The organism is Caulobacter sp. Root343 (assembly GCF_001425745.1).
GTDB lineage: Bacteria > Pseudomonadota > Alphaproteobacteria > Caulobacterales > Caulobacteraceae > Caulobacter.
Map to the genome: position 1 here is coordinate 127,403 of NZ_LMDF01000005.1, position 22,891 is coordinate 150,293.

The window sequence follows — 22,891 nt, forward strand, 5'->3', positions numbered from 1 at the left end:
GGTGCGAACCGGAGGGCTTTTTGCTGTCTTGAAACCTGTCATCCCGGCCAAGCGCGAAGCGCGCCGAGCCGGGACCGCGACAAGCTCCGAGCTTCCGGCGGTCCCGGATCGACCTTTCAGGCCGTCCGGGATGACAATGGAAGTGTAACCGCCTAGACGGATGCCCGTCATGACCGATCTCAACACCCTCGAATCCGACGTGCTGGCCCAGGTGGCCGGCGCGACCGACCTGCAAGCGCTCGACGCCGTCCGCGTGGCCGCCGTCGGCAAGACCGGCTCGATCTCGGGCCTGCTCAAGACCTTGGGCGCGATGAGCCCCGAGGAGCGCAAGACGCAAGGGGCGGCGATCAACGCCCTGCGCGACAAGGTCACCGAAGCCATCGCCCAGAAGAAGGCCGCGCTCGAGGCCGCCGAGCTGGACGCGCGCCTGGCCAGCGAGACCCTGGACCTGTCCCTGCCCGCGCCTCACCGCCGCAAGGGCTCCGTCCACCCGACCATGCAGACCATGGACGAGATGGTCGCCATCTTCGCCGAGATGGGCTTCGCCGTGGCCGAGGGTCCGGACATCGAGGACGACTTCCACAACTTCACGGCCCTGAACTTCCCCGAGAAGCACCCGGCCCGCGAGATGCACGACACCTTCTTCTTCAACACAAAGGAGAGCGGTGAGCGCATGCTGCTGCGCACCCACACCAGCCCCGTGCAGGTGCGGACCATGGTGTCGCAGAAGCCGCCGATCCGGATCATCGCGCCGGGCCGCACCTATCGCGTCGACAACGACGCCACCCACACGCCGGTGTTCCACCAGGTCGAGGGCCTGGTGATCGACAAGGGCATCCACATGGGCCACCTGAAGTGGACCCTGGAGACCTTCCTGGCCCGGTTCTTCGAGACCGACGCGGTGACCACCCAATTCCGGCCGCACCACTTCCCGTTCACCGAGCCGTCGGCCGAGATGGACGTGCAGTGCGACCGCTCGGGCGGCGAAATCAAGATCGGCCAGGGCACGTCGTGGCTCGAGATCCTGGGCTGCGGCATGGTGCATCCGAACGTGCTGCGGGCCTGCGGCATCGATCCGGACGAGTACCAGGGCTTCGCGTTCGGCCTGGGCGTCGATCGCCTGGGCATGCTGAAGTACGGCATGCCGGACCTCCGCGACATGTGGTCGTCGGACGTCCGCTGGCTGGCCCACTACGGCTTCAGCGCCTTCGCCGCGCCGAACCCCGCCAGCGGCCTGAGCTGATGCAGCTGCCCGCCAGCGCCTTCACGGCGGTCGACTGGGACGCCATCGTCCCGACGCTGCATCCGGGAGAGACCGGCCAGGCCGAGTGGCGCACGCTGAATGTCGGCGACATGCGCTTGCGTCGCGTCGACTATTCGCCCGGCTACCTGGCCGATCACTGGTGCGACCGCGGCCACGTGATCTTCGTGCTGGAAGGCGAACTGACCAGCGAGCTGAAGGATGGTCGCACGACCACCCTGACGGCCGGCATGAGCTATCACGTCTCCGACTTCGGCGACCCCGCCCACCGCTCGTCGACCTCGGTCGGCGCGAAACTGTTCATCGTGGACTGACCCTGATGACCCAGAAGAGCTTCCAACCCGGCGGCCGCCCCGGCCGCATCCCGACCGATCCGATGGCCACGACCTTCGAGAACGTCGACATCTCGCTGTTCGACCTCTATCGCAACAATCTCTGGAACAGCGGCGATCAGGTCCTGAACGGCCGCACGTTCATCGGCTGCCAGATCGAAGGTCCGGCGGTGATGACGGTGCTGCCCGGCGTCACGTTCGACGGCACCGACTTCGGCCTGACCGACGGCGACATCCGCAACCTCGTCCTGCGCCCCGCCGGTCCGCGAAAGGTCATCGGAACGATCCCCGTCCAGGACTGCAAGTTCATCAACTGCGTCTTCCACGGCGTGGGCTTCACCGGCCCCGAGGCCTTCCTGCAGCAGATCCTGAGCCTGGAAATCGCGAAATGAAGTTCACCCTGTCCTGGCTCAAGGACCACCTCGAGACCACCGCCACCGTCCCCGAGATCGTCGCGGCCATGACCATGGCCGGGCTCGAGGTCGAGCACGTCATCGATCCGGCGACCAAGCTGGCGCCGTTCACGGTCTGCAAGATCGTCGAGGCCGCGCGCCACCCCAACGCCGACCGCCTGCAGGTCTGCCAGGTCGACACCGTCGATGGCCGCAAGGAGATCGTCTGCGGCGCGCCGAACGCTCGCCCGGGCCTGACCACCATCTACGCCCCGATCGGCGCCTATGTGCCCGGCCTGGACGTGACCCTGGTCGAGAAGCCGGTGCGCGGCGTCGTCTCGAACGGCATGCTCTGCTCGGCCGGCGAGCTGGAATACGCCAGCGAGAGCGACGGCATCATGGAGCTGCCCGACGCCCTGCCGGTCGGCACGCCGGCCGTCGACGCCCTAGGCCTGGAAGCCGTGATTGACTTCGAGGTCACGCCGAACCGTCCCGACTGGCTGGGTGTCGCCGGCATCGCCCGCGATCTGGCCGCCGCCGGCGTCGGCAAGCTGAAGGACCTGTCGATCGCCGCGATCGCCGGAAGCTATCCGTCGCCGATCACCGTCAAGGTCGACGGCGACGCCTGCCCGGTGTTCGCCGGCCGCTATATCCGCGGCGTCAAGAATGGCCCCTCGCCCAAGTGGCTGGCCGACCGCCTGACTGCCATCGGCCTGCGCCCGATCAGCGCCTTGGTCGATATCACCAACCTGATCAGCTACGACCGCGCCCGGCCGCTGCACGTCTATGACGCCCACAAGCTGGTCGGGACGCAGATCTCGACGCGCCTGGGCCGCCACGGCCTGAACGGCGACGAGCACCTGATCGCCCTGGACGGCAAGACCTACGAGCTGACGCCCGAGATGTCGGTGATCGCCGACGCCAGCGGGGAACGCCCGATCGGCCTGGGCGGGGTGATGGGCGGTGAGAGCACCGGCTGTTCGGACGAGACCGTCGAGGTCTTCGTCGAGAGCGCCTGGTTCGACCCGATCCGCACGGCCCAGACCGGCCGCGCCACCGGCATCGCCAGCGACGCCCAGTACCGCTTCGCCCGGACGGTGGACACCGGCTCGCTGGTCCCCGGCATCGAGCTGGCCACCAAGCTGATCCTGGAGCTGTGCGGCGGCGAGCCGTCCGAGATCGTGGTCGCCGGCGAGGCTCCGGCCGCGCCGGGCCCGATCCTGTTCGACCCGGCCTATGTCGGCCAGCTGTCGGGCCTGGAGATCGCGCCCGAAAAGTCGCTGAAGATCCTGACGGACCTCGGCTTCAAGCTGGACGCGCCCAAGGACATCTCGCCGACGGAGTTCGCGACCCACGCCGAGGCCGCGGTCTGCGTGACCCCGCCGACCTTCCGCCGCGACGTCGCCGGCAAGGCCGACCTGGTCGAAGAGGTGGCCCGCATCGCCGGCTACGGCGCCCTGCCCTCGACGCCGCTGCCGGAGGCGCCGCGCGCGGTCGGCGGCGTGCTGACCGCCAAGCAGGCCCGCGCCCGCGTGGCCCGTCGTGCGCTCGCCGCCGCCGGCTACGCCGAGGCGGTGACCTTCAGCTTCACCAGCCGCAAGACCGCCGCGCTGTTCGGCGGCGGTCAGCCGGAGCTGCTGCTGGCCAATCCGATCGCCTCGGAACTGGACTGCATGCGCCCGTCGCTGCTGCCCAACCTGATCGAGGCGGCCGGCCGCAACGCGCGCCAGGGCTTCCCCGACGCCGCCCTGTTCGAGGTGGGCCCGACCTTCCACGGCGACCGCCCGAACGACCAGCGCACCGTGATCTCGGCCATCCTGGTCCCCAAGGCCCCGCGTGGCTGGGACAAGGCCGCGCAAGGCGACGTCTTCACCGTCAAGGCCGACCTGATGGCGCTGCTGGAGGAGCTGGGCGCGCCCGTCGCCTCGCTGCAGACGGCGCAAGGCTCGGCCTCATCCTGGTGGCATCCCGGCCGCTCGGCCCGCCTGCAGCTGGGCCCCAAGGCAGTGATGGCCGAGTTCGGCGAGATCCACCCGGCGGTGCTGAAGGCCCTGGACGTGACCGGCCCGGTCTACGGCTTCGAGATCACCCTGGAGGCGATCCCCGAGCCGAAAAAGAAGGCCATCAAGTCGCGTCCGGCCTTCTCGCCCTCGCCGCTGATGCCGCTGACCCGCGACTTCGCCTTCGTGCTCGAAAAGGCCAAGCCGGCCGGCGACCTGGTCAAGGCCGCGGCCGGCGCCGACAAGGCGCTGATCACCGCCGCCCGCGTGTTCGACGTCTATGAAGGCCCCGGCGTGCCGGAAGGCTTCAAGTCGGTGGCCGTCGAAGTCGTCGTGCAGCCGCGCGAGGCCACCCTCACCGACGCCGAGATCGAGGCCTTGTCGGCCAAGGTCGTGGCGGCGGCCGAGAAGGCCGGCGGCAAGCTGCGGAGTTAACCTCCCTTCTCCCCTGCGGGAGAAGGTGGCAGCCGCCAGGCTGACGGATGAGGGGTCGCGCTGGCGGCCCCTTTTTCGCGCCCCCCCCCCCCCGGGAGAGGGGCGAGGCTCAGAAGGCCGGCACCACCGCGCCGGCATACTTCTTCTCCATGAACGCCTTGACGTCCGGACTGGTCAGGGCCGCTGCCAGTTTCTTGACGCGCGGATCGTCCTTGTTGTCCGGACGGCCGACCAGGTAGTTCACATAGGGGCTGGTCTTGTCTTCGATGATCAGCGCGTCCTTGGACGGGTTCAGCTTGGCGTCGAGGGCGTAGTTGGTGTTGATCACCGCCAGGTCGACCTGGCCCAGCACGCGCGGCAGGGCCGGCGCCTCCAGCTCCTTGAACTTCAAGTTCTTCGGATTGCCGGTGATGTCGCGGATCGTCGACAGGGCGTTGTTCGGGTCCTTCAGGGTGATCACGCCGTTCTTGGCCAGCAGGATCAGCGACCGGCCCTCGGTGCTGCCGTCGTTGGGGATGGCCACCGTGGCGCCGTTCGGCACTTCGGCGATCGACTTCCACTTGGACGAATAGGCGCCGATCGGCTCGACGTGGACGCCCTGGATCGGGATCAGGGTCGTGCCCTTCTCTTTGTTGAAGTTCTCCAGATAGGGCAGCGTCTCGAAATAGCTGACGTCGATGCGCTTCTCGGCCACCTGGGTGTTGGGCTGGACGTAGTCGTTGAAGACCTTGATCTCGAGCTTCAGCCCCTCGGCCGCCAGCTTGGGCTTGATGAACTCCAGCACCTCGGCGTGCGGGATGGCGGTGGCGGCCACGGTCAGGGTGCCGGGCGCGCTGGCCTTGGGCGTCTTGGGACCGCAGGCGGTGAGCGCCAGCACGGCGAGGCTGAGGGCGACGAAGGCGCGGCGGGCGACCATGAACGGCTCCATAAATCGATCTGACGGGTAGGGTTTTGCCCGCTCAGCCGTCAGGGAGGAAATCAGATTTCCTGGCAGCCCGTCGAGCGCTTGCCGTCTCCATGGTCTCAGATCGCTTGACCCCGCTCCCGAACAGGTCGCTTGGATGGGGATGGCCAAGGAAACCGTCCACATCGTGCAAGCCTATGTCGCCGGGCGCGGCAAGGGCCTGAAGGCCGAGCAGCAGATCGGTTGCAAGACGGCCGAAGAGGCGCGCCGCAAGGCCGAACGCCTGGCCCCGCTGCGCGAAGGCGTCGTCGCCTTCTCGGCCAGCGCCGACGTCGAGCTGGGCGACTATGACGAGAACCCCGACATCCTGTTCAAGGCGGGCCGCCTGCCGCACCCGTTCGACCAGGCTTAGGTCGCATCGATATCGGCAGGGCTTTTGAAATCCCAAAAAACTGCCTTCCTGGGCCTTGTGCCCAGGACCCAGGGTTCAGGAACAGTTGCGTCAGGGATTCAGACCTTGGCCGAGCCGCCGCGAGAATCCGACAATCCGAGTTCGCCTCCGGCATGGGTCCTGGGCACAAGGCCCAGGAAGGCAAAGCTATCTGTCGAGGGTGACTGTAGATTCGCCTTCAATCCTCGTCGTTCGCTGCTTCGGGAACGTCCGGCAGGCCATGGATGACCCAGTTGGCCACGAAGTCGGGCGTGTCGCCTTCCAGGCTGGTCACGCCGGGTCCGGCCGCCACGATGGCCGAGGTCTGCGGCGGCAGGGTGTAGGTGTCGCCGTCGTGCGCGCCCAGCAGGTCCAGCACGATGCCCTCGTCGAGCGTGGCGTCGATGACCACGCCGAAGAACTGCTGGCGCTCCTGAACGTCCCCGTCGTCGTCGAGGAAGGTCAGGTTCATCAGCAGGGTCTTGCTGATCAGGGTCGCGGCGAAGTCGGCGTCCCAGTGGGTGTCTTCGGGGGTGTCTTCGGGGGCGGTGTCGTCGGTCATCGATCTTCCATTGTCATCCCGGGCGGAGCGAAGCGCAGACCCGGGACCGCAAAGAACACGGCGCTTGTCGCGGTCCCGGCTCGGCGCGCTGCGCGCTTGGCCGGGATGACAGTTCTTAGCGGTGCGAAACCCGGCGCACCACCGCGTCGCCGACCATCTGCAGCGCCTGGACCAGCACCAGCATCAGCACCACGGTGACGATCATCACGTCGGTCTGGAAGCGCTGGTAGCCGAAGCGGATGGCCAGGTCGCCCAGGCCGCCCGCCCCCACCACGCCGGCCATGGCGGTGTAGGAGACCAGGGCCACGGCCGTCACGGTCGCGGCGGCGACCAGGCCCGGCAAGGCCTCGGGCAGCAGCGCGCCCAGCACCACCTGACGCCGCTTGGCGCCCATGGCGAAACTGGCCTCGATCACGCCCCTGTCGACCTCGCGCAGGGCGGTCTCGACCAGGCGGGCGAAGAACGGGGCCGCGCCCACCACCAGCGGCGGAATGGCCCCGGCCACGCCCAGAGAGGTGCCGACCAGGGCCACGGTCAGCGGGATCATCACGATCAGCAGGATGACGAACGGCACCGAGCGCAGGATGTTGACCAGTAACGACAGCGCGCCGTTGGCCAAGCGGTTCTCCAGCATCTGGCCCTTGCCGGTCAGGAACAGGACGACGCCCAGCGGCAGGCCCAGGGCGATGGTCAGCACCATCGAACCGCCCAGCATGGCCAGGGTGTCGATGGTCGCCTGACCGATCTCGGACCAGTCGATATTCGAGACGCTCATCGGGCGGTCTCCCCGGAAAGGTCGTCGACGCGCACGCCGGCGGCCTGGAACTGGGCGATGGCGGCGCCGATGTCGCCGCCGGTCAGGGCCAGGGTCAGCTGGCCGTAGGGGGTCTCGCGCAGGCGGTGGATGCGCCCGCCCAGGATCGAGTAATCGACGCCGGTGGTGCGGGCCACCTCGCCCAGCACCGGCTTGTAGGTCGCCTCGCCCCTGAAGGTCAGGCGCACCACGCGCCCCGTCAGAGCGGCGTCGGCGGCCGGCTCGCCATCCGCCTCGCGGACGAAGCGGCGGGCGGTGTCGCTGGCCGGATGCAGGAAGACGTCCTCGACGGCCCCGGTCTCGACCACGCGGCCGGCCTCCAGCACGGCGACGCGGTCGCAGACGCGGCGGACCACGTCCATCTCGTGGGTGATCAGCACGATGGTCAGGCCCAGCTCGCGGTTCAGGCCCGAGACCAGGTCGAGGATCTGCTCGGTAGTCTCCGGATCGAGCGCGCTGGTGGCCTCGTCGCAGAGCAGGATCTTGGGGCCGGTGGCCAGGGCCCGGGCGATGCCGACCCGCTGCTTCTGGCCGCCCGACAGCTGGGCCGGGAACTTGTCGGCATGGGCGGTCAGGCCGACCCGCTCCAAGAGCTCGGCGGTGCGCGCCGTGACCTCGGCGGCCGGGCGACCGGCCAGCTTCAGCGGGAAGGCGACGTTCTGGGCGACCGTCTTGCCCGACAGCAGGTTGAAGTGCTGGAAGATCATCCCCACCCGGCGGCGCAGGGCCCGCAGGCCGTCGACGCCCAGGGCCGCCACGTCATCGCCATCGACCACGACGCGGCCGCCGGTCGGCGTCTCCAGGCCGTTGATCAGCCGGATCAGGGTCGACTTGCCGGCGCCCGACGCGCCGATCACGCCGAACACTTCGCCGGCCTGCACCGACAGCGAGACCGCGCTGAGGGCCGCATTGCCCCCTGCCGCATAGGTCTTGGAAACAGCCTCGAAGGCGATCACGTCGTTTCGGGTCCCTGTGGTCTGGCGTCGCGCGAAGGCGCGGGGGCGTCGAAGGCGGGCAGGATTATGCGCGCGGACGGCTCAGGGGAACGATTATCTGTCGGGTCGGCGCGGTTTTACGCCACGACCTCGGCCAGGACCTGGTGAATGCCGGCCAGCAGGGCCGCGGCCGTCACCGGCTTGGCCACGTGCAGGTCGGCGCCGGCCGCCACGGCCTCTTCGCGATGATGGGTCATGGCGTTGGCGCTGAGCGCCACGATCGGTGTGCGCCGGCGATCGCCGCGCGCGGCCTCGACGCCGCGAATGGCCTGGATCGCCGTCAGCCCGTCCATCACCGGCATCTGGATGTCCATCAGCACGACGTCGTACGGCGCGTTCTTGAACGCTTCGACGGCCAGGGCGCCGTTCTCGACGATCTTCAGATGCGCGTCGTACGGCCCCAGGATCAGGTCGACGACCTTCTGGTTGGTCGGATGATCCTCGGCCAACAGCACCCTCAGCGGCCTGTCGCCGAAAGACGGCGCGACCTGGTCGGCGACGGCCTCGCCGCCATCCGGAACCCGCGCCAGCGGGACGACGGCCCGGAACCGGCTGCCCCGCCCCGGCGCCGACTCCGCCGTCAGCTCGCCGCCCATCATCTCGATGATGCCGCGGCTGATCGAGAGGCCCAGCCCCGTGCCACCAAAGGCGCGCGTCACGCTGGCGTCGCCCTGGTTGAAGCGCTCGAACAGTCGGTCGGCCATCGCCGCATCGAAGCCGATCCCGGTGTCGACGACCTCGATCACCAGCCGGGCCGGATCACCGTCCAGCACCTGGATGTCGACCGCCACCCGTCCCTGGCGCGTGAACTTCACGGCGTTGGAGAGCAGGTTGTCCAGCACCTGGCGGATGCGGATGTCGTCGCCCACGAAGCCGCCGTGCGCGCCCGGGCCGAAGCGAACCTCGAAGGCCAGGCCCGAAGCCTCGGCCTCCAGCCTGTGCATGTCCAGCGAACCGCGCAGGGCGTGGTCGAGGTCGAAGGCTCGGCTTTGCAGGACCAGCCTGCCGCCCTCGATGCTGGTCACGTCGAGGATGTCGGAAACCAGCCGCTCCAGGCTCTCGCCGGAGGTCTGGATCAGGTCGACCATGGCCCGTTGATCGCTCGTCAGCGCCGTCCTCGACAGCGCCGTGGTCACGCCGATCACGCCGTTCAGCGGCGTGCGGATCTCGTGACTGACATTGGCCAGGAAGTCGCTCTTGGCCTGGTTGGCGGCCTCGGCGGCGGCGCGGGCGGCGGCCATCTGGGCCTCCACCGCCTGCCGATCCGTGACGTCGCGGGCCACGGCGAAGGTCAGGTCGCCCGACCGCCGGGTCCGCCACTCCAGCGTCCGATAGACGCCGTCGCTGCGGCGATAGCGATTGACGAAGCCGCGCACCTCGTCGTCTCGCCACAGCTGCTGCATCGCCTCGCGGGTGGGCTCCAGGTCGTCGGGATGGATCAGCGGCAGGAACGACTGGCCCTTCAGGGTCTCGATCGGATAGCCCAGCGTCTCTTCCCAGCACTGGCTGAGCTCGATCAGCTCGCCGTCCAGGCTGGCGATGCACAGCATGTCCAGCGACATGTCGAAGAAGCTTTTCAGGTTCCGGGCGGCTTCCTGTCGCGCCGCCGCGGCGGACTGCTCGCGCGCCTGGCTCAGCGCCAGGCGGGCGTCGGCGCGATGGCGACTGATGGCGATGGCCGCCAGGTCGGCGGCGGTCTCGATGAACGCGATGTCCTCGGTGGACGGCTTGCTGGGCTGGCCCTGGTAGATGGCGAAACTGCCCAGCGCCTCGCCCTCGGCGAAGATCGGCTGCGACCAGCAGGATTCCAGGCCGGCCGCCGCCGCCAGATGGCGATAGTCGTCCCACAGCGGATCGGTGGCGATGGTCTCGACGATCACCCGCTGTCGCAGATAGAGCGCCGTGCCGCACGAGCCGGCCTTGGGACCGATCAGCGTTCCGGCGATGGCCTGGTTATAGGCCTCGGGCAGGTTGGGCGCGGCCCCATGGGCCAGGCGCTCGCCGGTCTCGTCGAGCAGGAGGATGCTGCACAGGATGCGGGGATCCTGAGCCTCGACCGCCCGCACGATGGCGTCCAGAACCGTCGACAGATCCTTGCCGGCGGCGATCAGGGTCATGATGCGGTTGAAGGCGTCCCGAGACGATGACCGATCGATCGGCCAGGACGGTTCGGGACGATAGACTTTGACCATCCAACAGCTCACCGATGTGACGTCTGGGGCTAGGCGTACAGTTGCGCCTATGGGTTCGTCCACCAAGACAAATCAGCACACCGTCCCCAATCAGGGCTGACGCGCCACCGCCCCGCCCTTCATCACGAACACCGGCTTTTCCAGGGTCGTCACGTCGGCCAGCGGATCGCCGGCCACCGCGATCATGTCGCCATAGCGCCCGACGGCCACCTGGCCAACGTCCTTGCTCCAGCCCAGGGCCTCGGCGGCGGTGATCGTCGCGGCCTGGATGGCCTGCAGCGGCGTGGCCCCATAGCGGACCATCACGGCGAATTGCTTGGCGTTGTCGCCGTGCGGATAGACCCCGGCGTCGGTGCCGTAGATCATCTTCACCCCGGCCTTCAGCGCCTTCTTGAAGTTCTGGCGCTGGACCTCGCCGATGTCGCGATCCTTGCGGAGGTTGTCCTCCAGCACGCCGTTCTTCTTGCCCTCGGCCTGGGTGTAGTCGGTATTGTAGATGTCCATCGAGAAGTAGGTCCCGTGCTGGACCGCAAGCTTGATGCCCTCGTCGTCGACCAGGCTGGCGTGCTCGATGGTGTCGATGCCGGCCTTGATGGCCTCGCGGATGCCCGCCGCGCCGTGGGCGTGGGCGGCGACCTTCAGGCCGGCCATGTGCGCCTCGTCGGCGATCGCGTGCATCTCGTCATAGGTCAGCTGCTGCTGGCCCGGTTCGTCGCCGCGCGAGAACACGCCGCCCGTCGCGCAGATCTTGATCACCTGGGCGCCGTACTTCTTCAGGGTCCGGACGACCTTGCGCGCCTCGTCGGGGCTGTCGACATTGTAGGGGCTCTTCTCGTCCATCGACGGCGGGAAGAAGGTCGAGTCGCAGTGGCCGCCGGTCGCGCCGATCGCGTAGGTCGCGGTGACCACGCGTGGTCCCGACACATAGCCCCCGTCGATCGCCTCGCGCAGGCCCACGTCGTCGAAGTCGGCCGAGCCGACGTTGCGGATGGTGGTGAAGCCCGCCTCCAGCGTCTTCTTGGCGTTGGCGACCTGGACCACGCTCCAGAAGCGGTCGCTGTATTGCAGGCTGTTGTAGCCGCCGATCTCGGCGAGGCCGTCGATGTGGGTGTGCATGTCGATCAGGCCCGGCAGCAGGGTCGCGCCGGGCAGGTCGATCAGCTTGGCCCCGGTCGGGACGGCGTCGCCCTTCTTGCCAATGCTGGTGATGCGCCCGTCGGTGACGATCACCAGCGGGTTGTCGACATACTTGCCCGTCGCCACGTCCAGAAGCCGGGCGGCGCTGACCGCCTCGACCTCGGCGGCGCTGGCCGCGCCAACAGCCGAAGCGCCCGCCAGCAGGCCCGCGACCAGCGCCGCGGCCTTGATCCCCTTACCCATGCGATCCGTCCCCAATCAAACTTGGCTCATTCAAACTTGAGCGGGGACGCTAGCACGGCGTGGTGGGGCGTCGAGCCTAGTTCGGGGTGACCGGGCTTCCGGACTGCATCACCTCCTGGGCGCGCTGAGCCATGCCGCGCTGCGCCTTGCGCTGGTCTGCGGTCGTGCAGACCTTCACCGGGAAGTGGCTGCCGGTCGGGATCTCCTTGCGGCAGACCAGGCCATCCTTCTTCTTCTCGGCGACCGGCGCGGACGCCTCGGTCGGCGCGGGCTGGGCCGCTGGTTGGTCGGAAGCGCTCCCGGAAATCGCCTGGGCCGAGACAGACGTCGCCAGAGCCATGGACAGCACAGCGACGGACGCGAAAAGACGCATGACACCCTCTAGGTCACAAAAAACGCGGCGATAGGGCCGGGCGCGACGGAACACGTCAAGTTAAGACGCCTCCATCCGCGACAAAGCCGGACGTTGAGTCGCTGAAAGCGCCGCCGCGGCCATCACGCCCGCCGGCGCCCATGGATCAGGCAACCCCAAAGCTACACAATATATAGAATCAGTATCTGCGGAACCTATACGCGACATCTCCGCTATTCCCACAGTTTCGCTTGAACAACTTGACCATAAGCCTCCCCGAAACAGTGAAGTCTACGGAGATGTAGCCATGATGAATAGCAAAGCTGTTCTTATTGCAGCCGCAATCGGCACGGTCACGCTTGGCGGCGCTCAAGCGGCGCTGGCTCAATCGGATCCGCAAGTCCTGTCCGACAAGGCCCTCTACAATATGGCCCAGGGCGACAACTGGATCGCCACCAACCAGCAAAAGCGTGTCGTCGCCGCCGCGCCGACGATCCAGAACCGCTTCAACCTGGCCACGGGCTATCAGCGCACCGGTCGCCTCGAGACCGCCAAGACGCAGTACCAGGCCCTGGCCAACGAAGGCGAAGGCACGGTCATGGAGCAAGGCTGGCGCAGCCGGAACTTCGACGTCGGCCTCGAGTCCGCCGATCGCCTGCTCTACATCGACTGGCTGCAGAACGGCGCGCGCCGCGGTTCGGGCGCCGCCTCGGCCGCGACCGCCGGCACGAACGTCTCGGCCACTGTCGGCGGTACGGGCGAGTATGAAGTCACCGACGAACAGGCCCGCGCCCTGGACCGCCAGGCCCGCGCCCAATAGCGCGCCTATCCGCCGCCCCCTCCTCGACCCCGGCCAGCCGATGGCTTATGGGGTCGGGGATACGGGGACGTGGCGGAATCGGTAGACGCGCCGGACTTAAAATCCGTTGGAGTAATCCGTGTGGGTTCGAGTCCCACCGTCCCTACCAAAATGGGCCCTACCGAAATTGGGCCCACCAAGCTTCGCCGTTCGAGCGAGACCTGATGCTCAGGCCCATCGACTCGCGTAGCCTCGCGGCATGGCCGATGTCGCCTCATCGCCGATCGAGCGGGCCGCTCGCCTGACGCCGCGCGAGCGTGAATGCCTGACCTTGGTCGGGCGCGGCTTTTCTTCCAAGGAAATCGCCCAGCGGCTGGGCATCTCGCCGGCCAGCGTGGACGTCCGCGTCGGCAAGGCCTGCGAGCGGCTGGGCGTCACCACCCGGCGCGAGGCCGCGCGCCTGCTGGCCGCCGCCCAGGATCCGCAAGGTGAAATAGACCCGGCCGGGCATAGTGATTTTCCCGCCTACGAAACATCCCCACTGACGCCGGCGGCCCGCTCGCCCTCCCCTGACGACCACGAGGGGGAGAGGCATGAACCAGGCGCCAGCCAACGATACGGGATCGACCCCGGTGATGACGCCCGCGATCCGCGAGGCGTCGCGCCAGGCCGTCGACACCCGCCGCTTCCGGACGCGGTTTCCACCGTTGTCGGAGACGAGACACGATCTGCCGAGGATGACGTGGGAACACCTTCAGCGACAGCTTACCGACCTTTCGCCCTGCGCCTCGGAAGAGGTGGCGGCGATGCTGCGTCCCTTGAAACGGGCCAGCGCCGGCAAGCCGCCCGAGATGGTCTTGCGCGAACTTTTGATCGTGGTGGCGATCCTGCTGGACGAAGCCCCCCGCCTGGATGGCGAGGGAGGCTGACCCATGACCTAGGGCCTTTCTCCAGTCTGGCCGTGATGGCGCTGTTCGCCATCGTGGCCGCCATCCTGATCAGCGGCCTGCTGATGGCGGCGCATAGTTTCCTGATCGCCATCCAGGACTGGCTGTGGCGCGTCTTCGCCCACCACCGCTGACCTTTCCGACAATCGAACGAGACAGCAACGCGCCGGGGCACGCCGGCGCGGCGGGAGAGCCTTGCATGCAACGCAAGATCATCGGGGCGCGCGTCGCCCAGGAACTGTTCGCCGTGGAGACCGCGGTCGAGACCACCTACGGCGCGATGGCCCAGTTCGCCGGCCTGTTGGCCAACGCCCGGACCGCGGCCAATCTTTCGGCCGTCTACGGCCAGGACGTCATGGAGGACGTCAACGCCGCCATGACCCACCTGCTCCAGGCCCGTCGCGCCCTGGTCAAGGCCCACGGCGGCCTGGCCGAGGTCCGCGACCAGGTCGGCCTGCGCCACATAGCCTTCGGCGTTCAGGACAAACCACCGGTGGAGGAGACGACCGGGCGACTACGCGTCGTGGGGGAATAAGCATTTATCCGAGAAATGGGCGTTCCTAGACGCCTCGACTCTCATCAGGATCACGGCGGCGTCACGTAGGACGGAGGCCGCCGTGTTCCATCAGCTGCTCGGCCAGGCGTTCCTGGCCCTGATGCTCCTCGTCTGCGGCTGGGCCCTCTGGCGCGGCGACAAGCCCGAACGCCTGGCCGCCGCGGCGATGGTCGCCGCCTGGATCGGCACCTCGTTCGTCCTGGACCGCCGCTTCAAGGACATCCAGTGGGCCACCCTGGGCGTGGACTTCGCCCTGCTGGTCGTGTTGATCGGCCTGTCCCTGGTCTTTCGCCGTCGCTGGTTGCTGGCGGCCAGCGGCTTTCACCTGCTAGGGGTGGCCACGCACGGCGCGATGATCATCGATCCCAAGGTTCAAGCCACGCCCTATATCGTCGCCCTCGGCGTCTGGAGCTGCGCCACGGTGGCCAGCCTGGCCGTCGGCATGGCCGCCCTCACCCGTTCCCGCGCGGCCGTTCGATGAGCCGTTTCCTCCCCCAACCGTTGCGTCCGAGTATCTGACCATGGCCGAAGACAAGACCCCCGATCCCGTCGACATCCACGTGGGCCGCCGCCTGCGCATGCGCCGCAAGGACCTGGGCTATTCCCAGCAGGCCCTGGCGGACGCCCTGGGCCTGACCTTCCAGCAGGTGCAGAAGTACGAGGGCGGCTCCAACCGGATCAGCGCCAGCAAGCTGCACGCGACGGCGATGTTCCTGAAGACGCCGATCGGGTTCTTCTTCGAGGGCCTGGACGATCCGGAAGGCGCCGACACCACCGCCGCCGACCTGGCCAACGAGATGGCCGACTTCTGGTCCCTGCCCGGCGGTCCGGACCTGGCCCGCGCCTACGCCACCATCCAGTCGACCGGCATGCGCAAGCACCTCGTGGACCTGGCCAAGGCGGTGGCGGGGGAGGAGTAATCTCCCATTCTCCCTCTCCCCTTGCGGGAGAGGGTGGCCCGCGAAGCGGGTCGGGTGAGGGGTCGAAGATGATATCCGCCGCGAACGGCGGCCACCGCTAGGCGCCAAGCCGACAGGCTTATCGACCCCTCATCCGTCAGCTTCGCTGACACCTTCTCCCGCAAGGGGAGAAGGAGAGATACCCTAATCCGCCAGCAGCTCGATATTGCTGGCCCCGGCCTCGGTCAGGGCGGTAATCAGCTCGGCGACGGCGGCGTCCAGCTCCTCGGCGTCGCGACCGCGCAGGACCAGGTTGGCGCCGTAGACGTCCGGCGGGGCGAAGAACGGGTAGCTGCCCAGCGACATGTCCGGATGGGCCTTGGCCACCGCCTCCAGCGGCGCGGCGATCGTGCCCTCGCCGGTGCCGGTGACCCGCACGGTCTTGGCCAGCACGACCGCGCCCGTGCGCAGGCGAGGACCGACGTCCTCCAGCATGCCGCGCATGATCGCCGGCACGCCGGCCAGCACGAAGACATTGTCCTTCTGGAAGCCGGGCGGCCCCTGGACCGGGTTCTTCACCAGGCTGCCGCCCTCGGGCACGTGGGCCATCCGGCGGCGGGCGGCGTTGGGTTCGCCCCAGCGCTCGCGCAGCATGGCCATGATCTCGGGATGCTCGGGGGCGGTGACGCCAAACGCCTTGGCGATCGAGTCGGCGGTGATGTCGTCGTGGGTCGGGCCGATGCCGCCGGTGGTGATCACGTAGTCGTAGCGGGTGCGCAGCGCGTTGACCGCGTCGATGATCTCCTGCTCGACGTCGGGCACGACCCGCGCCTCGCACAGGTCGACGCCGTAGGTGGCCAGGTACTTGGCGATGGCCGAGAGGTTCACGTCCTGGGTGCGGCCCGAGAGGATCTCGTCGCCGATGATCAGCACGGCGGCCGTGACGCGCTCGCCCGTTCCGCCCTGGGTGGTCGCCATCGCTTCGATCCCTTACACCGCTCGTCGTTCGCTTCCGACTTAGGCCCCGCATGCTGCTCCCGCAACCGCTCGTTCATGGCCGGCTGGTCAGTCGCTACAAGCGCTTCTTCGCCGACCTGGTGCTGGACGACGGCCGCGAGATCACCGCCCATTGCCCCAATCCCGGGGCCATGCTGGGCGTGCGCGACCCGGGCCAAGGCGCCTGGGTGTCGTGGTCCGACGATCCCAAGCGCAAGCTGGCCTGGACCCTGCAGATGGTCGAGCAGGGCAATGCGCTGGTCGGCGTCAACACCCTGCTGCCCAACCGGCTGGTCGCCGAAGCCCTGGCCCAAGGCGCGATCCCGGAGCTGGCCGGCTACGAGACGATCCGGCCGGAGGTGAAGTACGCCGAGGCCAGCCGCGTCGACTTCCTGCTGAGCCATCCGGACCGTCCGCCCTGCTGGCTGGAGGTCAAGAACTGCCACTTCTCCCGCACGCCGGGCCTGGCCGAGTTCCCCGATTGCAAGGCCGAACGCTCGACCCGCCACCTCTCCGACCTCGCCGCCCAGGTCGCCGAGGGCCACCGCGCGGTGGTGCTGTTCGTCGTCCAGCGCGAGGACTGCGAGACCTTCAGCGCGTGTGCGGACTTGGATCCCGCCTTCGCGCGCGGGCTGGACGCGGCGGTGCAGGCGGGGGTGGAGGTGCTAGTCTATGCTTGCGAGATGAGCACCGAGACCATCCGGATGGCGCGGCGGATCACTTGGCTGGCCGAGCCCTAGAGGCTTGCCCCTCTTGGACAGACTGATAAACTAGAGCGCGAGTTTGCGGTGGGGCGCATGTTTTCTTCAAGAGTTCTGATCGGCGCCTTTGCGCTGGGCGCGACCGCGACGGCCTCTCTGGCGTGGGCTCAATTCGGCGCCGCCAACTATGGCGACGTATGGCTAGAATCGTCCGCGGCCCAGAGGGCGACTCTCTTCGACAACTACGTTGGAGATCTTCGTCTTCGGGCTCAACCGTCTTCCGGCGATCACCCGATGATTACTCGTTACAAGGTCAACCAGCTCGCATGTCTCGATAGCGGGAAGGTCGATTTCGACGCCATCAACAAGGTCGTGGGCCAGTACTACGCCCACCCCCGCTTCAAGTGCATGACGCCGGAGATCGTTAGTTCCATCGCCATCGAATCCATCTGCCGGCCTTATCTGAGCAGGGATCCCGGCTACATGCTCCCCCCCTTGCCCGCGCCTTGCCCGTCGGTGTCTCCGCAAGAATAGTCCGCTCACCTAACAGCGATTTAAGCTGCAATCGGCGTGGTGTCGGTTACCCATGCGTTGCTCGCGTGAGGGGATCGCATGAAGAAGACTGTACTGGCCGTGGCCGTGCTGGCGCTCGCCCTCTCCGGCTGCGGCCGCGCCGATCCCAACAAGCCCGAAAGCGGCTTCATGACCGGCCTGCGGGCGGTGTTCGCGTTCAAGGCCTGCACCGGCGAGCTCGAGGAGCGCTTCGGCCTGAAGGCGGTCAACAGCGTCACCTCCAACGACATGAACCCCGTGCCGGCCGGTCGGCCGGGCGAGTGGGACGTCAAGTTCACCGCCGATGTCACCGAGAAGGAAACCGGCCGGGTCACGCGCTACAAGGGCGTCTGCCATGTGCGGCGCGATCGGCCGACCATGTTGGACGCCGCCTTCGTCAAGGAGGTCCGGCCCGCGACCAACACCGTGCGGCGGATCACCCCTTGAGGCCGTTGCGGGCGCGCGGCGGTTGAAAATCCGTGCTATGGTCGCGACATACGCCTTTCGTTTGACCTCCTCGCCGCTGGCAGCGGCGGCGACCGCTGAGTAGAGCATGACCTTGGATAACGCCCTCGAGATCGAAGCCGAGACCCGCACGGGCCAGATCAAGATCCACAAGTCGGAAGACTTCGAGGGCATGCGCAAGGCCGGCAAGCTGGCGGCCGAGTGCCTGGACATGCTGATCCCGTACGTCCAGCCGGGCGTCTCGTCCGACGAGCTGGACCGGCTGGCCCGCGAGTTCATCCTCGACCACAAGGCCCTGCCCGCCTGCCTCTATTATCGCGGCTATCCCAAGACGGTCTGCATCTCGCGCAACCACGTGGTCTGCCACGGCATTCCGGGCGAGTGGAACCTGAAGGAAGGCGACATCGTCAATATCGACGTCACCGTCATCGTCGACGGCTGGCATGGCGACACCTCGCGGATGTACGGCGTCGGCGAGGTCGGGCCGCGCGCCCGTCGCCTGGTCGAGATCACCTATGAGGGCATGAAGCGCGGCCTGGACGCGGTGAAGCCCGGCGCGACCCTGGGCGACATCGGCCACGCCATCCAGAGCTATGTCGAGGCCCAGCGCTGCAGCGTCGTGCGCGACTTCTGCGGCCACGGCCTGGGCAAGGTGTTCCACGACGCCCCCAACATCCTGCACTTCGGCCGCCCCGGCCAGGGCGCGGTGCTGAAGCCGGGCATGTTCTTCACCGTCGAGCCGATGGTGAACCTGGGCAAGCCGGCCGTGAAGGTGCTGAACGACGGCTGGACCGCCGTGACCCGCGACAAGTCGCTGTCGGCCCAGTGCGAGCACTCGATCGGCGTCACCGAAGACGGCTACGAGGTCTTCACCGCCTCGCCGGCGGGACTGTTCCAGCCGCCGATCCTGGGCTGAGCCCACGCGACTTCCCTGTCGAGGAGGACGCCCAGTGAAGCCCGCGCTCCGCCTGTTTCCGCTGGTCTTTCTGCTCTGCGCGCCGGCGGCCCGGGCCAAGGCGCCGGACAAGTCCGCCGCGCCGCCGACCCTGGCGAGCGAGCCGGCCATGCAGCTGGGCGTCTTCGACGGCACGGGCCGAGCCTGCGCCGGGCAACTGAGGATCACGCCCCGCCAGCTGACCTGGAAGACGCCGTTCAGCCCCTGCGCCGCCTCGGCCTACACCCTGGTGGAGCGCCGCCAGACAGAGCGCCGCGTCCATTGGGTCTATCGCTTGAAGACCCCGTCGAAGCGCTGCCTCTACAAGACCGTGTCCCTGGAGAAGATGATCCAGGAGGACGGCTGGGTCGGCTGGAACGCCTCCGGCTTCTGGGAGAAGCCCTACCGGACGAATACGTACGGGGAGCTCAACTGCTATCTGGTGAAGCTGGACTAGCGCCGTTGCGATCGCCGTCGAGCGACGATCCCTTCTGGACAACCCCAAGCTGCTAGTCTCAACTTCTCCCTCTGGAAGGGAGGGGCGATCTTGGTCAGCGGCAAGTCGTTGAGCGTGACGGAGGTCGAGGAGACCGCGCCCGTCGTCCGCCGGGCTCCCGGTCAGGCCAGCCATCAGGCGGGCCACCGCGAGCGCCTGCGCCAGCGCGCCAAGCTGGGCGGTCTGGTCGCCCTGCCCGATTACGAGCTCTTGGAGCTCTACCTGTTCCGCACCTATCCGCGCGGCGACGTCAAGCCGCTGGCCAAGGCCCTGCTGACCCGGTTCGGTTCGCTGGGCGGGGTGCTGGGCGCGACGATCGAGGAGCTGGCGACCGTGCGCGGCGTCGGCGAGGCGGCGGCCATGGACCTGAAGCTGCTGCACGAGGCCACCTTGCGGGCCGGGCGCGACAAGATCGTCAGGCGGCCGATCATCTCGTCGTGGAGCGCCCTGCTCGGCTATGTCCGCGTCGCCCTGGCCAACGAGTCGCGCGAGCAGTTCCGGGTGCTGTTCCTGGACAAGAAGAACCAGCTGATCGCCGACGAGGTGATGAACCGCGGCACCGTCGACCACGCCCCGGTCTATCCGCGCGAGGTGATGCGGCGAGCGCTGGAGCTGTCCAGCAGCAACCTGATCATCCTGCACAACCATCCGTCTGGCGACCCGACGCCCTCGCGCCCGGACATCGACATGACCAAGCAGATCGTCGAGGCCGGCAAGGCGCTGAAGATCACCGTTCACGATCATTTGGTGGTTGGCCGCGAAGGTGTCGCCAGCTTCAAGGCCTTAGGATTGCTATAGCGATGACCGCCCCCACCTCGCCTGGACCGCTTCACCGCGCCGCGGCCTTCGTCTGGTTCGCCGTCTGGATGGGCTCCCTCGCGCTTCCGGTCGCCGAGCTCGAAGGCAATCCTCCCGAACAGGTGTGGGGATTCTACGTGCTGATGAGCGGGTGGCTGGGCCCGTTGACTGGCCAGTTCGGCTGGTTCGCCAATATCGCCTTCCTTGTAACGATAGGGCGTCGGTTCGCTTCCGTGACGGGAGGCCGGTTCGACGTGGTGTTAGCCCTCGTATCGCTGGCCTGCGCGGGCAACGCGCTGCTCTGGCGCGCCATGTACGGCGACGTGGGCTCGACTCCCATCATCTCGTTCAGCGCCGGTTTCTATGCCTGGCAGGTTGCCATCGTTGGTTCTGCCGTCTCGGCGATCCTGAGCTTGCCGCAAGCTACGAGCGATGTGCTTCCCGAAGCGGGATGAGGCTCAACGCGAGCCGCGCCAAGGCAAGGCTATCTATTTCCCCGACGATCTCGCCGCTTCACTTGACGGGCCGGAACTAAACCATGAGCGTCCCCACTCCAGTTCGCTCCGGAGTGTTCCCATGCGTCGCCTGCTCACCGTTCTCCTCGGCTCGGCCGCCCTGCTCAGCGGCGTCGCTCACGCCGCCGACAAGAAGGCCCCGGACAAGCCCGGTGACGTCCCCAAGGCGATCAAGACGCTGCACGACGGCTTCCTGACCCTCGACACCCACCTGGACACGCCCGAGCACTTCAAGCGCCCGGGCTGGTCGATGCTGGACCGGCACGTGGTTACCGAGGACGGCACCCAGGTTGACCTGCCGCGCATGAAGGCCGGCGGCCTGGATGGCGGGTTCTTCGTGATCTACACCGGCCAGGGCGAGCTGACGGCCGAGGGCTATCGCTTCGCCCGCGACTTCGCCCTGGAGCGGGCGACCGAGATCCGCGAGATGGTCGCCGCCCATCCCGACCAGTTCGAGCTGGCCTACACCGCCGACGACGCGGTCCGCATCAACAAGGCCGGCAAGACCTTCGTCTTCCAGAGCATCGAGAACTCCTGGCCGATCGGCGAGGACCTGACCCTGCTGCAGACCTTCTACAAGACCGGCGTGCGGATGGCCGGCCCGGTCCACTTCCGCAACAACCAGTTCGGCGACAGCTCGACCGACAAGCCGATCTGGCATGGCTATTCGCCGCTGGGCCTGCGCTGGCTGGCCGAGGCCAACCGCCTAGGCATCCTCGTCGACGTCAGCCACGCCAGCGACGACGTGGTCGAGCAGTCGGTGCAGCTGTCCAAGGCCCCGATCATCGCCTCGCACTCGGGCGCCCGGGCGATCTTCGACCATCCGCGCAACCTGAACGACGGCCTGATCAAGAAGATCGCCGACAGCGGCGGCGCGATCTGCATCAACTCGGTCTATCTGATCAATGGCGCGGCCAGCCCCGAGCGCAAGGCGGCGATGGAGGCCCTCGGCCGGCCGCCCGAAGAGGGGACCGAGGCCGAGGTGAAGGCCTGGATGCTGAAGAAGGCCGCCGTCGACAAGCAGTATCCGCCGGTCCGGGCCAACTTCGACACCTTCATGGCCAGCATGCTGCACACCCTGAAGATCGCCGGGCCCAAGGGCGTCTGCGTCGGCGCAGACTGGGACGGCGGCGGCGGCGTCGAGGGCTTCGAGGACGTGGCCGACCTGCCCAAGATCACCGCCCGCCTGAAGGCCGAGGGCTACAGCGACGCCGACATCCAGGCCATCTGGAGCGGCAACGTGCTGCGCCTGGTGGCCGGAGCCCAGGCCTACGCCAAGAGCGTGGCCAAGCCCTGATTTTCCAGCGGAACTTCTTCCATCCAACTCGTGTCATCCCGGAAGCTTCGCAGAGGCTGTCCGGGACCCAGGCGCCGGTGCAGTGCGGTCGCCCCTGGGTCCCGGCTCTCCGCTTCGCTGCGGCCGGGATGACACATGAAGGGGTCTTGCTGGGGAGCTCCGCCATACGCCTACCGGAGAACGTCGTTCTCGATTAGGTTGCTCCCAGGCTTGGCCTGGGAGATCTCCAGATGGGTCGCGTCACCCTCATAGTCCTGTTCCTGCTGGCCAGCCTGGCGCTGGCGCCCGGCGCAAGGGCCGCCAGCTTCGATTGCGCCAAGGCCGGTACGGCCACCGAGAAGGCCATCTGCCGCGATCCGGCGCTGTCGAAGCAGGACGAGGCGGTGGCCGCCGCCTTCAAGGCCGCGCTCACCCTGTGGCCGGCCGGGAACTGGCCGACCTATATCCGCACCGAACAGCGCAATTGGCTGAAGGACCGCGACGGCATCTGCAAGGGCGACGTCGCCTGCCTGAAGCGCGACTACGAGCTGCGGCTGGGCTATCTGACACGGCCGAGCCTGAAGTGGACGGGCCGCTATGTCGCCGGCAATTGCCCCAAGGACGGCATCTTCTTCGACGTCTCGCCGCGCTATCCCGACGACGGGCTATCGATCGACATCTATTATTGCCCTGATCCGAAGGGGAACATGCTGCAGCAGGTCAGCGGCAAGCCCGACGCGGCGGGGCGGCTGGACTACAAGGAGGTGAGCGGCTGCACGCTCACCCTGGTCTTCACCCAGGACACCGTCACCGTGCCCGGGGGCGGGACCGGCTCCTGCAAGCCCATGTTCGACGCGCGGGTCTTCCGCCGCGACCCGGCCCGCTCGCCCTTCCTGCTGGAGGACTGA

Annotated in this window: 27 protein-coding genes, 1 tRNA gene and 2 pseudogenes; 21 read left to right on the top strand and 9 right to left on the bottom strand. The window is 67.9% G+C overall.

All coding sequences use genetic code 11. The annotated features are described in order from the left end of the window. Positions 1-169: 169 nt before the first annotated feature. Genes pheS through pheT form a run of 4 tightly spaced genes read left to right on the top strand, consistent with a single transcriptional unit; the run spans position 170 to position 4,420 of the window. Positions 170-1,243 (top strand): phenylalanine--tRNA ligase subunit alpha, encoded by a 1,074-nt coding sequence (gene pheS, locus ASC70_RS04660; protein ID WP_056048394.1) that lies wholly within the window; start codon positions 170-172, stop codon positions 1,241-1,243. After that, positions 1,243-1,575 (top strand): DHCW motif cupin fold protein, encoded by a 333-nt coding sequence (locus tag ASC70_RS04665; RefSeq protein WP_047407300.1) that lies wholly within the window; start codon positions 1,243-1,245, stop codon positions 1,573-1,575. Before pheS ends, ASC70_RS04665 begins: the two co-directional genes overlap by 1 nt. Positions 1,576-1,580: 5 nt before the next feature. Beyond that, positions 1,581-1,985: a hypothetical protein gene (locus ASC70_RS04670; protein WP_052196742.1), complete on the top strand. Its 405-nt coding sequence runs from the start codon at positions 1,581-1,583 to the stop codon at positions 1,983-1,985. After that, the gene (pheT, locus tag ASC70_RS04675; protein ID WP_056046890.1) at positions 1,982-4,420 is read left to right on the top strand and encodes a phenylalanine--tRNA ligase subunit beta; all 2,439 of its coding nucleotides are present in this window, start codon (positions 1,982-1,984) and stop codon (positions 4,418-4,420) included. Before ASC70_RS04670 ends, pheT begins: the two co-directional genes overlap by 4 nt. Positions 4,421-4,529: 109 nt before the next feature. On the opposite strand, the gene ASC70_RS04680 is transcribed toward pheT, so the two are convergent. Next, positions 4,530-5,348, bottom strand: a complete 819-nt coding sequence (locus tag ASC70_RS04680) for a MetQ/NlpA family ABC transporter substrate-binding protein (protein WP_200939244.1) — start codon at positions 5,346-5,348, stop codon at positions 4,530-4,532. 139 nt (positions 5,349-5,487) lie between these two features. Here ASC70_RS04680 and ASC70_RS04685 point away from each other — a divergent pair, with 139 nt between their 5' ends. After that, complete coding sequence (locus ASC70_RS04685) at positions 5,488-5,736, top strand: hypothetical protein (RefSeq protein WP_082009197.1); 249 nt, start codon at positions 5,488-5,490, stop codon at positions 5,734-5,736. Positions 5,737-5,953: 217 nt separating this feature from the next. Here ASC70_RS04685 and ASC70_RS04690 read toward each other — a convergent pair whose 3' ends face one another. From ASC70_RS04690 to ASC70_RS04715, 6 genes are all read right to left on the bottom strand, one after another. Further along, positions 5,954-6,316: a hypothetical protein gene (locus ASC70_RS04690; protein ID WP_056046891.1), complete on the bottom strand. Its 363-nt coding sequence runs from the start codon at positions 6,314-6,316 to the stop codon at positions 5,954-5,956. A 115-nt stretch (positions 6,317-6,431) separates the two neighbouring features. After that, a complete protein-coding gene (locus tag ASC70_RS04695) occupies positions 6,432-7,091 on the bottom strand; it encodes a methionine ABC transporter permease (protein ID WP_056046893.1) in 660 nt (219 codons plus the stop codon). Next, a complete protein-coding gene (locus ASC70_RS04700; protein WP_056046894.1) occupies positions 7,088-8,086 on the bottom strand; it encodes a methionine ABC transporter ATP-binding protein in 999 nt (332 codons plus the stop codon). The genes ASC70_RS04695 and ASC70_RS04700 overlap by 4 nt, the downstream gene beginning before the upstream one ends. 116 nt (positions 8,087-8,202) lie before the next feature. Further along, positions 8,203-10,317: an ATP-binding protein gene (locus tag ASC70_RS04705; RefSeq protein WP_235519249.1), complete on the bottom strand. Its 2,115-nt coding sequence runs from the start codon at positions 10,315-10,317 to the stop codon at positions 8,203-8,205. 90 nt (positions 10,318-10,407) lie between these two features. After that, entirely contained in the window at positions 10,408-11,697 is a 1,290-nt protein-coding gene (locus tag ASC70_RS04710) for an amidohydrolase family protein (RefSeq protein WP_056046896.1), read from the bottom strand. A 76-nt stretch (positions 11,698-11,773) separates the two neighbouring features. Continuing rightward, positions 11,774-12,070, bottom strand: coding sequence for a hypothetical protein (locus tag ASC70_RS04715; protein WP_056046898.1), 297 nt, complete (start codon positions 12,068-12,070; stop codon positions 11,774-11,776). A gap of 286 nt (positions 12,071-12,356) precedes the next feature. Between ASC70_RS04715 and ASC70_RS04720 the strand changes: the two genes are divergently transcribed. The 7 genes and pseudogenes from ASC70_RS04720 (at position 12,357) to ASC70_RS04750 (ending at position 15,271) form a co-directional block, all read left to right on the top strand. Beyond that, positions 12,357-12,869, top strand: a complete 513-nt coding sequence (locus ASC70_RS04720; RefSeq protein WP_156396122.1) for a hypothetical protein — start codon at positions 12,357-12,359, stop codon at positions 12,867-12,869. Positions 12,870-12,932: 63 nt separating this feature from the next. Continuing rightward, a tRNA-Leu gene (locus ASC70_RS04725) sits at positions 12,933-13,017 on the top strand. Positions 13,018-13,107: 90 nt separating this feature from the next. Continuing rightward, positions 13,108-13,251 (top strand): annotated as a pseudogene (locus ASC70_RS25880) (helix-turn-helix transcriptional regulator); the annotation flags it as partial. Between the two features lie 190 nt (positions 13,252-13,441). Then, positions 13,442-13,777, top strand: coding sequence for a hypothetical protein (locus ASC70_RS25440; protein ID WP_056046904.1), 336 nt, complete (start codon positions 13,442-13,444; stop codon positions 13,775-13,777). 217 nt (positions 13,778-13,994) lie between these two features. Further along, a complete protein-coding gene (locus tag ASC70_RS04740; RefSeq protein WP_056046907.1) occupies positions 13,995-14,330 on the top strand; it encodes a hypothetical protein in 336 nt (111 codons plus the stop codon). An 82-nt stretch (positions 14,331-14,412) separates the two neighbouring features. After that, positions 14,413-14,832: a hypothetical protein gene (locus ASC70_RS04745; RefSeq protein WP_056046909.1), complete on the top strand. Its 420-nt coding sequence runs from the start codon at positions 14,413-14,415 to the stop codon at positions 14,830-14,832. A 40-nt stretch (positions 14,833-14,872) separates the two neighbouring features. Continuing rightward, positions 14,873-15,271 (top strand): helix-turn-helix domain-containing protein, encoded by a 399-nt coding sequence (locus ASC70_RS04750; protein WP_047407319.1) that lies wholly within the window; start codon positions 14,873-14,875, stop codon positions 15,269-15,271. 183 nt (positions 15,272-15,454) lie between these two features. Here ASC70_RS04750 and ASC70_RS04755 read toward each other — a convergent pair whose 3' ends face one another. After that, positions 15,455-16,228, bottom strand: coding sequence for a competence/damage-inducible protein A (locus ASC70_RS04755; protein ID WP_056046911.1), 774 nt, complete (start codon positions 16,226-16,228; stop codon positions 15,455-15,457). Between the two features lie 50 nt (positions 16,229-16,278). Between ASC70_RS04755 and sfsA the strand changes: the two genes are divergently transcribed. The 8 genes from sfsA to ASC70_RS04795 all read left to right on the top strand — a co-directional run bounded on the left by sfsA (position 16,279) and on the right by ASC70_RS04795 (position 22,004). Beyond that, entirely contained in the window at positions 16,279-16,986 is a 708-nt protein-coding gene (gene sfsA / locus ASC70_RS04760; protein ID WP_056046913.1) for a DNA/RNA nuclease SfsA, read from the top strand. A 48-nt stretch (positions 16,987-17,034) separates the two neighbouring features. Continuing rightward, positions 17,035-17,481, top strand: coding sequence for a hypothetical protein (locus ASC70_RS04765; protein WP_156396123.1), 447 nt, complete (start codon positions 17,035-17,037; stop codon positions 17,479-17,481). Positions 17,482-17,559: 78 nt separating this feature from the next. Next, on the top strand, positions 17,560-17,946 hold the full coding sequence (locus tag ASC70_RS04770) for a hypothetical protein (RefSeq protein WP_056046917.1): 387 nt from the start codon (positions 17,560-17,562) through the stop codon (positions 17,944-17,946). A 106-nt stretch (positions 17,947-18,052) separates the two neighbouring features. Continuing rightward, positions 18,053-18,880 (top strand): type I methionyl aminopeptidase, encoded by an 828-nt coding sequence (gene map / locus ASC70_RS04775; RefSeq protein WP_056046918.1) that lies wholly within the window; start codon positions 18,053-18,055, stop codon positions 18,878-18,880. A gap of 34 nt (positions 18,881-18,914) precedes the next feature. Continuing rightward, positions 18,915-19,355 carry a hypothetical protein gene (locus tag ASC70_RS04780; RefSeq protein ID WP_056046920.1) on the top strand — a complete coding sequence of 147 codons (441 nt, stop codon included), beginning with the start codon at positions 18,915-18,917 and terminating at the stop codon, positions 19,353-19,355. Between the two features lie 114 nt (positions 19,356-19,469). Continuing rightward, positions 19,470-20,192 carry a DNA repair protein RadC gene (gene radC / locus ASC70_RS04785; protein WP_369815108.1) on the top strand — a complete coding sequence of 241 codons (723 nt, stop codon included), beginning with the start codon at positions 19,470-19,472 and terminating at the stop codon, positions 20,190-20,192. Between the two features lie 2 nt (positions 20,193-20,194). Then, positions 20,195-20,647, top strand: a complete 453-nt coding sequence (locus ASC70_RS04790) for a hypothetical protein (protein WP_056046924.1) — start codon at positions 20,195-20,197, stop codon at positions 20,645-20,647. Between the two features lie 121 nt (positions 20,648-20,768). Continuing rightward, complete coding sequence (locus ASC70_RS04795) at positions 20,769-22,004, top strand: dipeptidase (RefSeq protein ID WP_056046926.1); 1,236 nt, start codon at positions 20,769-20,771, stop codon at positions 22,002-22,004. 29 nt (positions 22,005-22,033) lie between these two features. Here ASC70_RS04795 and ASC70_RS25445 read toward each other — a convergent pair. Continuing rightward, positions 22,034-22,141: pseudogene (locus ASC70_RS25445) on the bottom strand (hypothetical protein); the annotation flags it as partial. A 93-nt stretch (positions 22,142-22,234) separates the two neighbouring features. On the opposite strand from ASC70_RS25445, the gene ASC70_RS04800 reads away from it, so the two are divergent. Then, on the top strand, positions 22,235-22,891 hold the full coding sequence (locus ASC70_RS04800; protein WP_056046928.1) for a lysozyme inhibitor LprI family protein: 657 nt from the start codon (positions 22,235-22,237) through the stop codon (positions 22,889-22,891).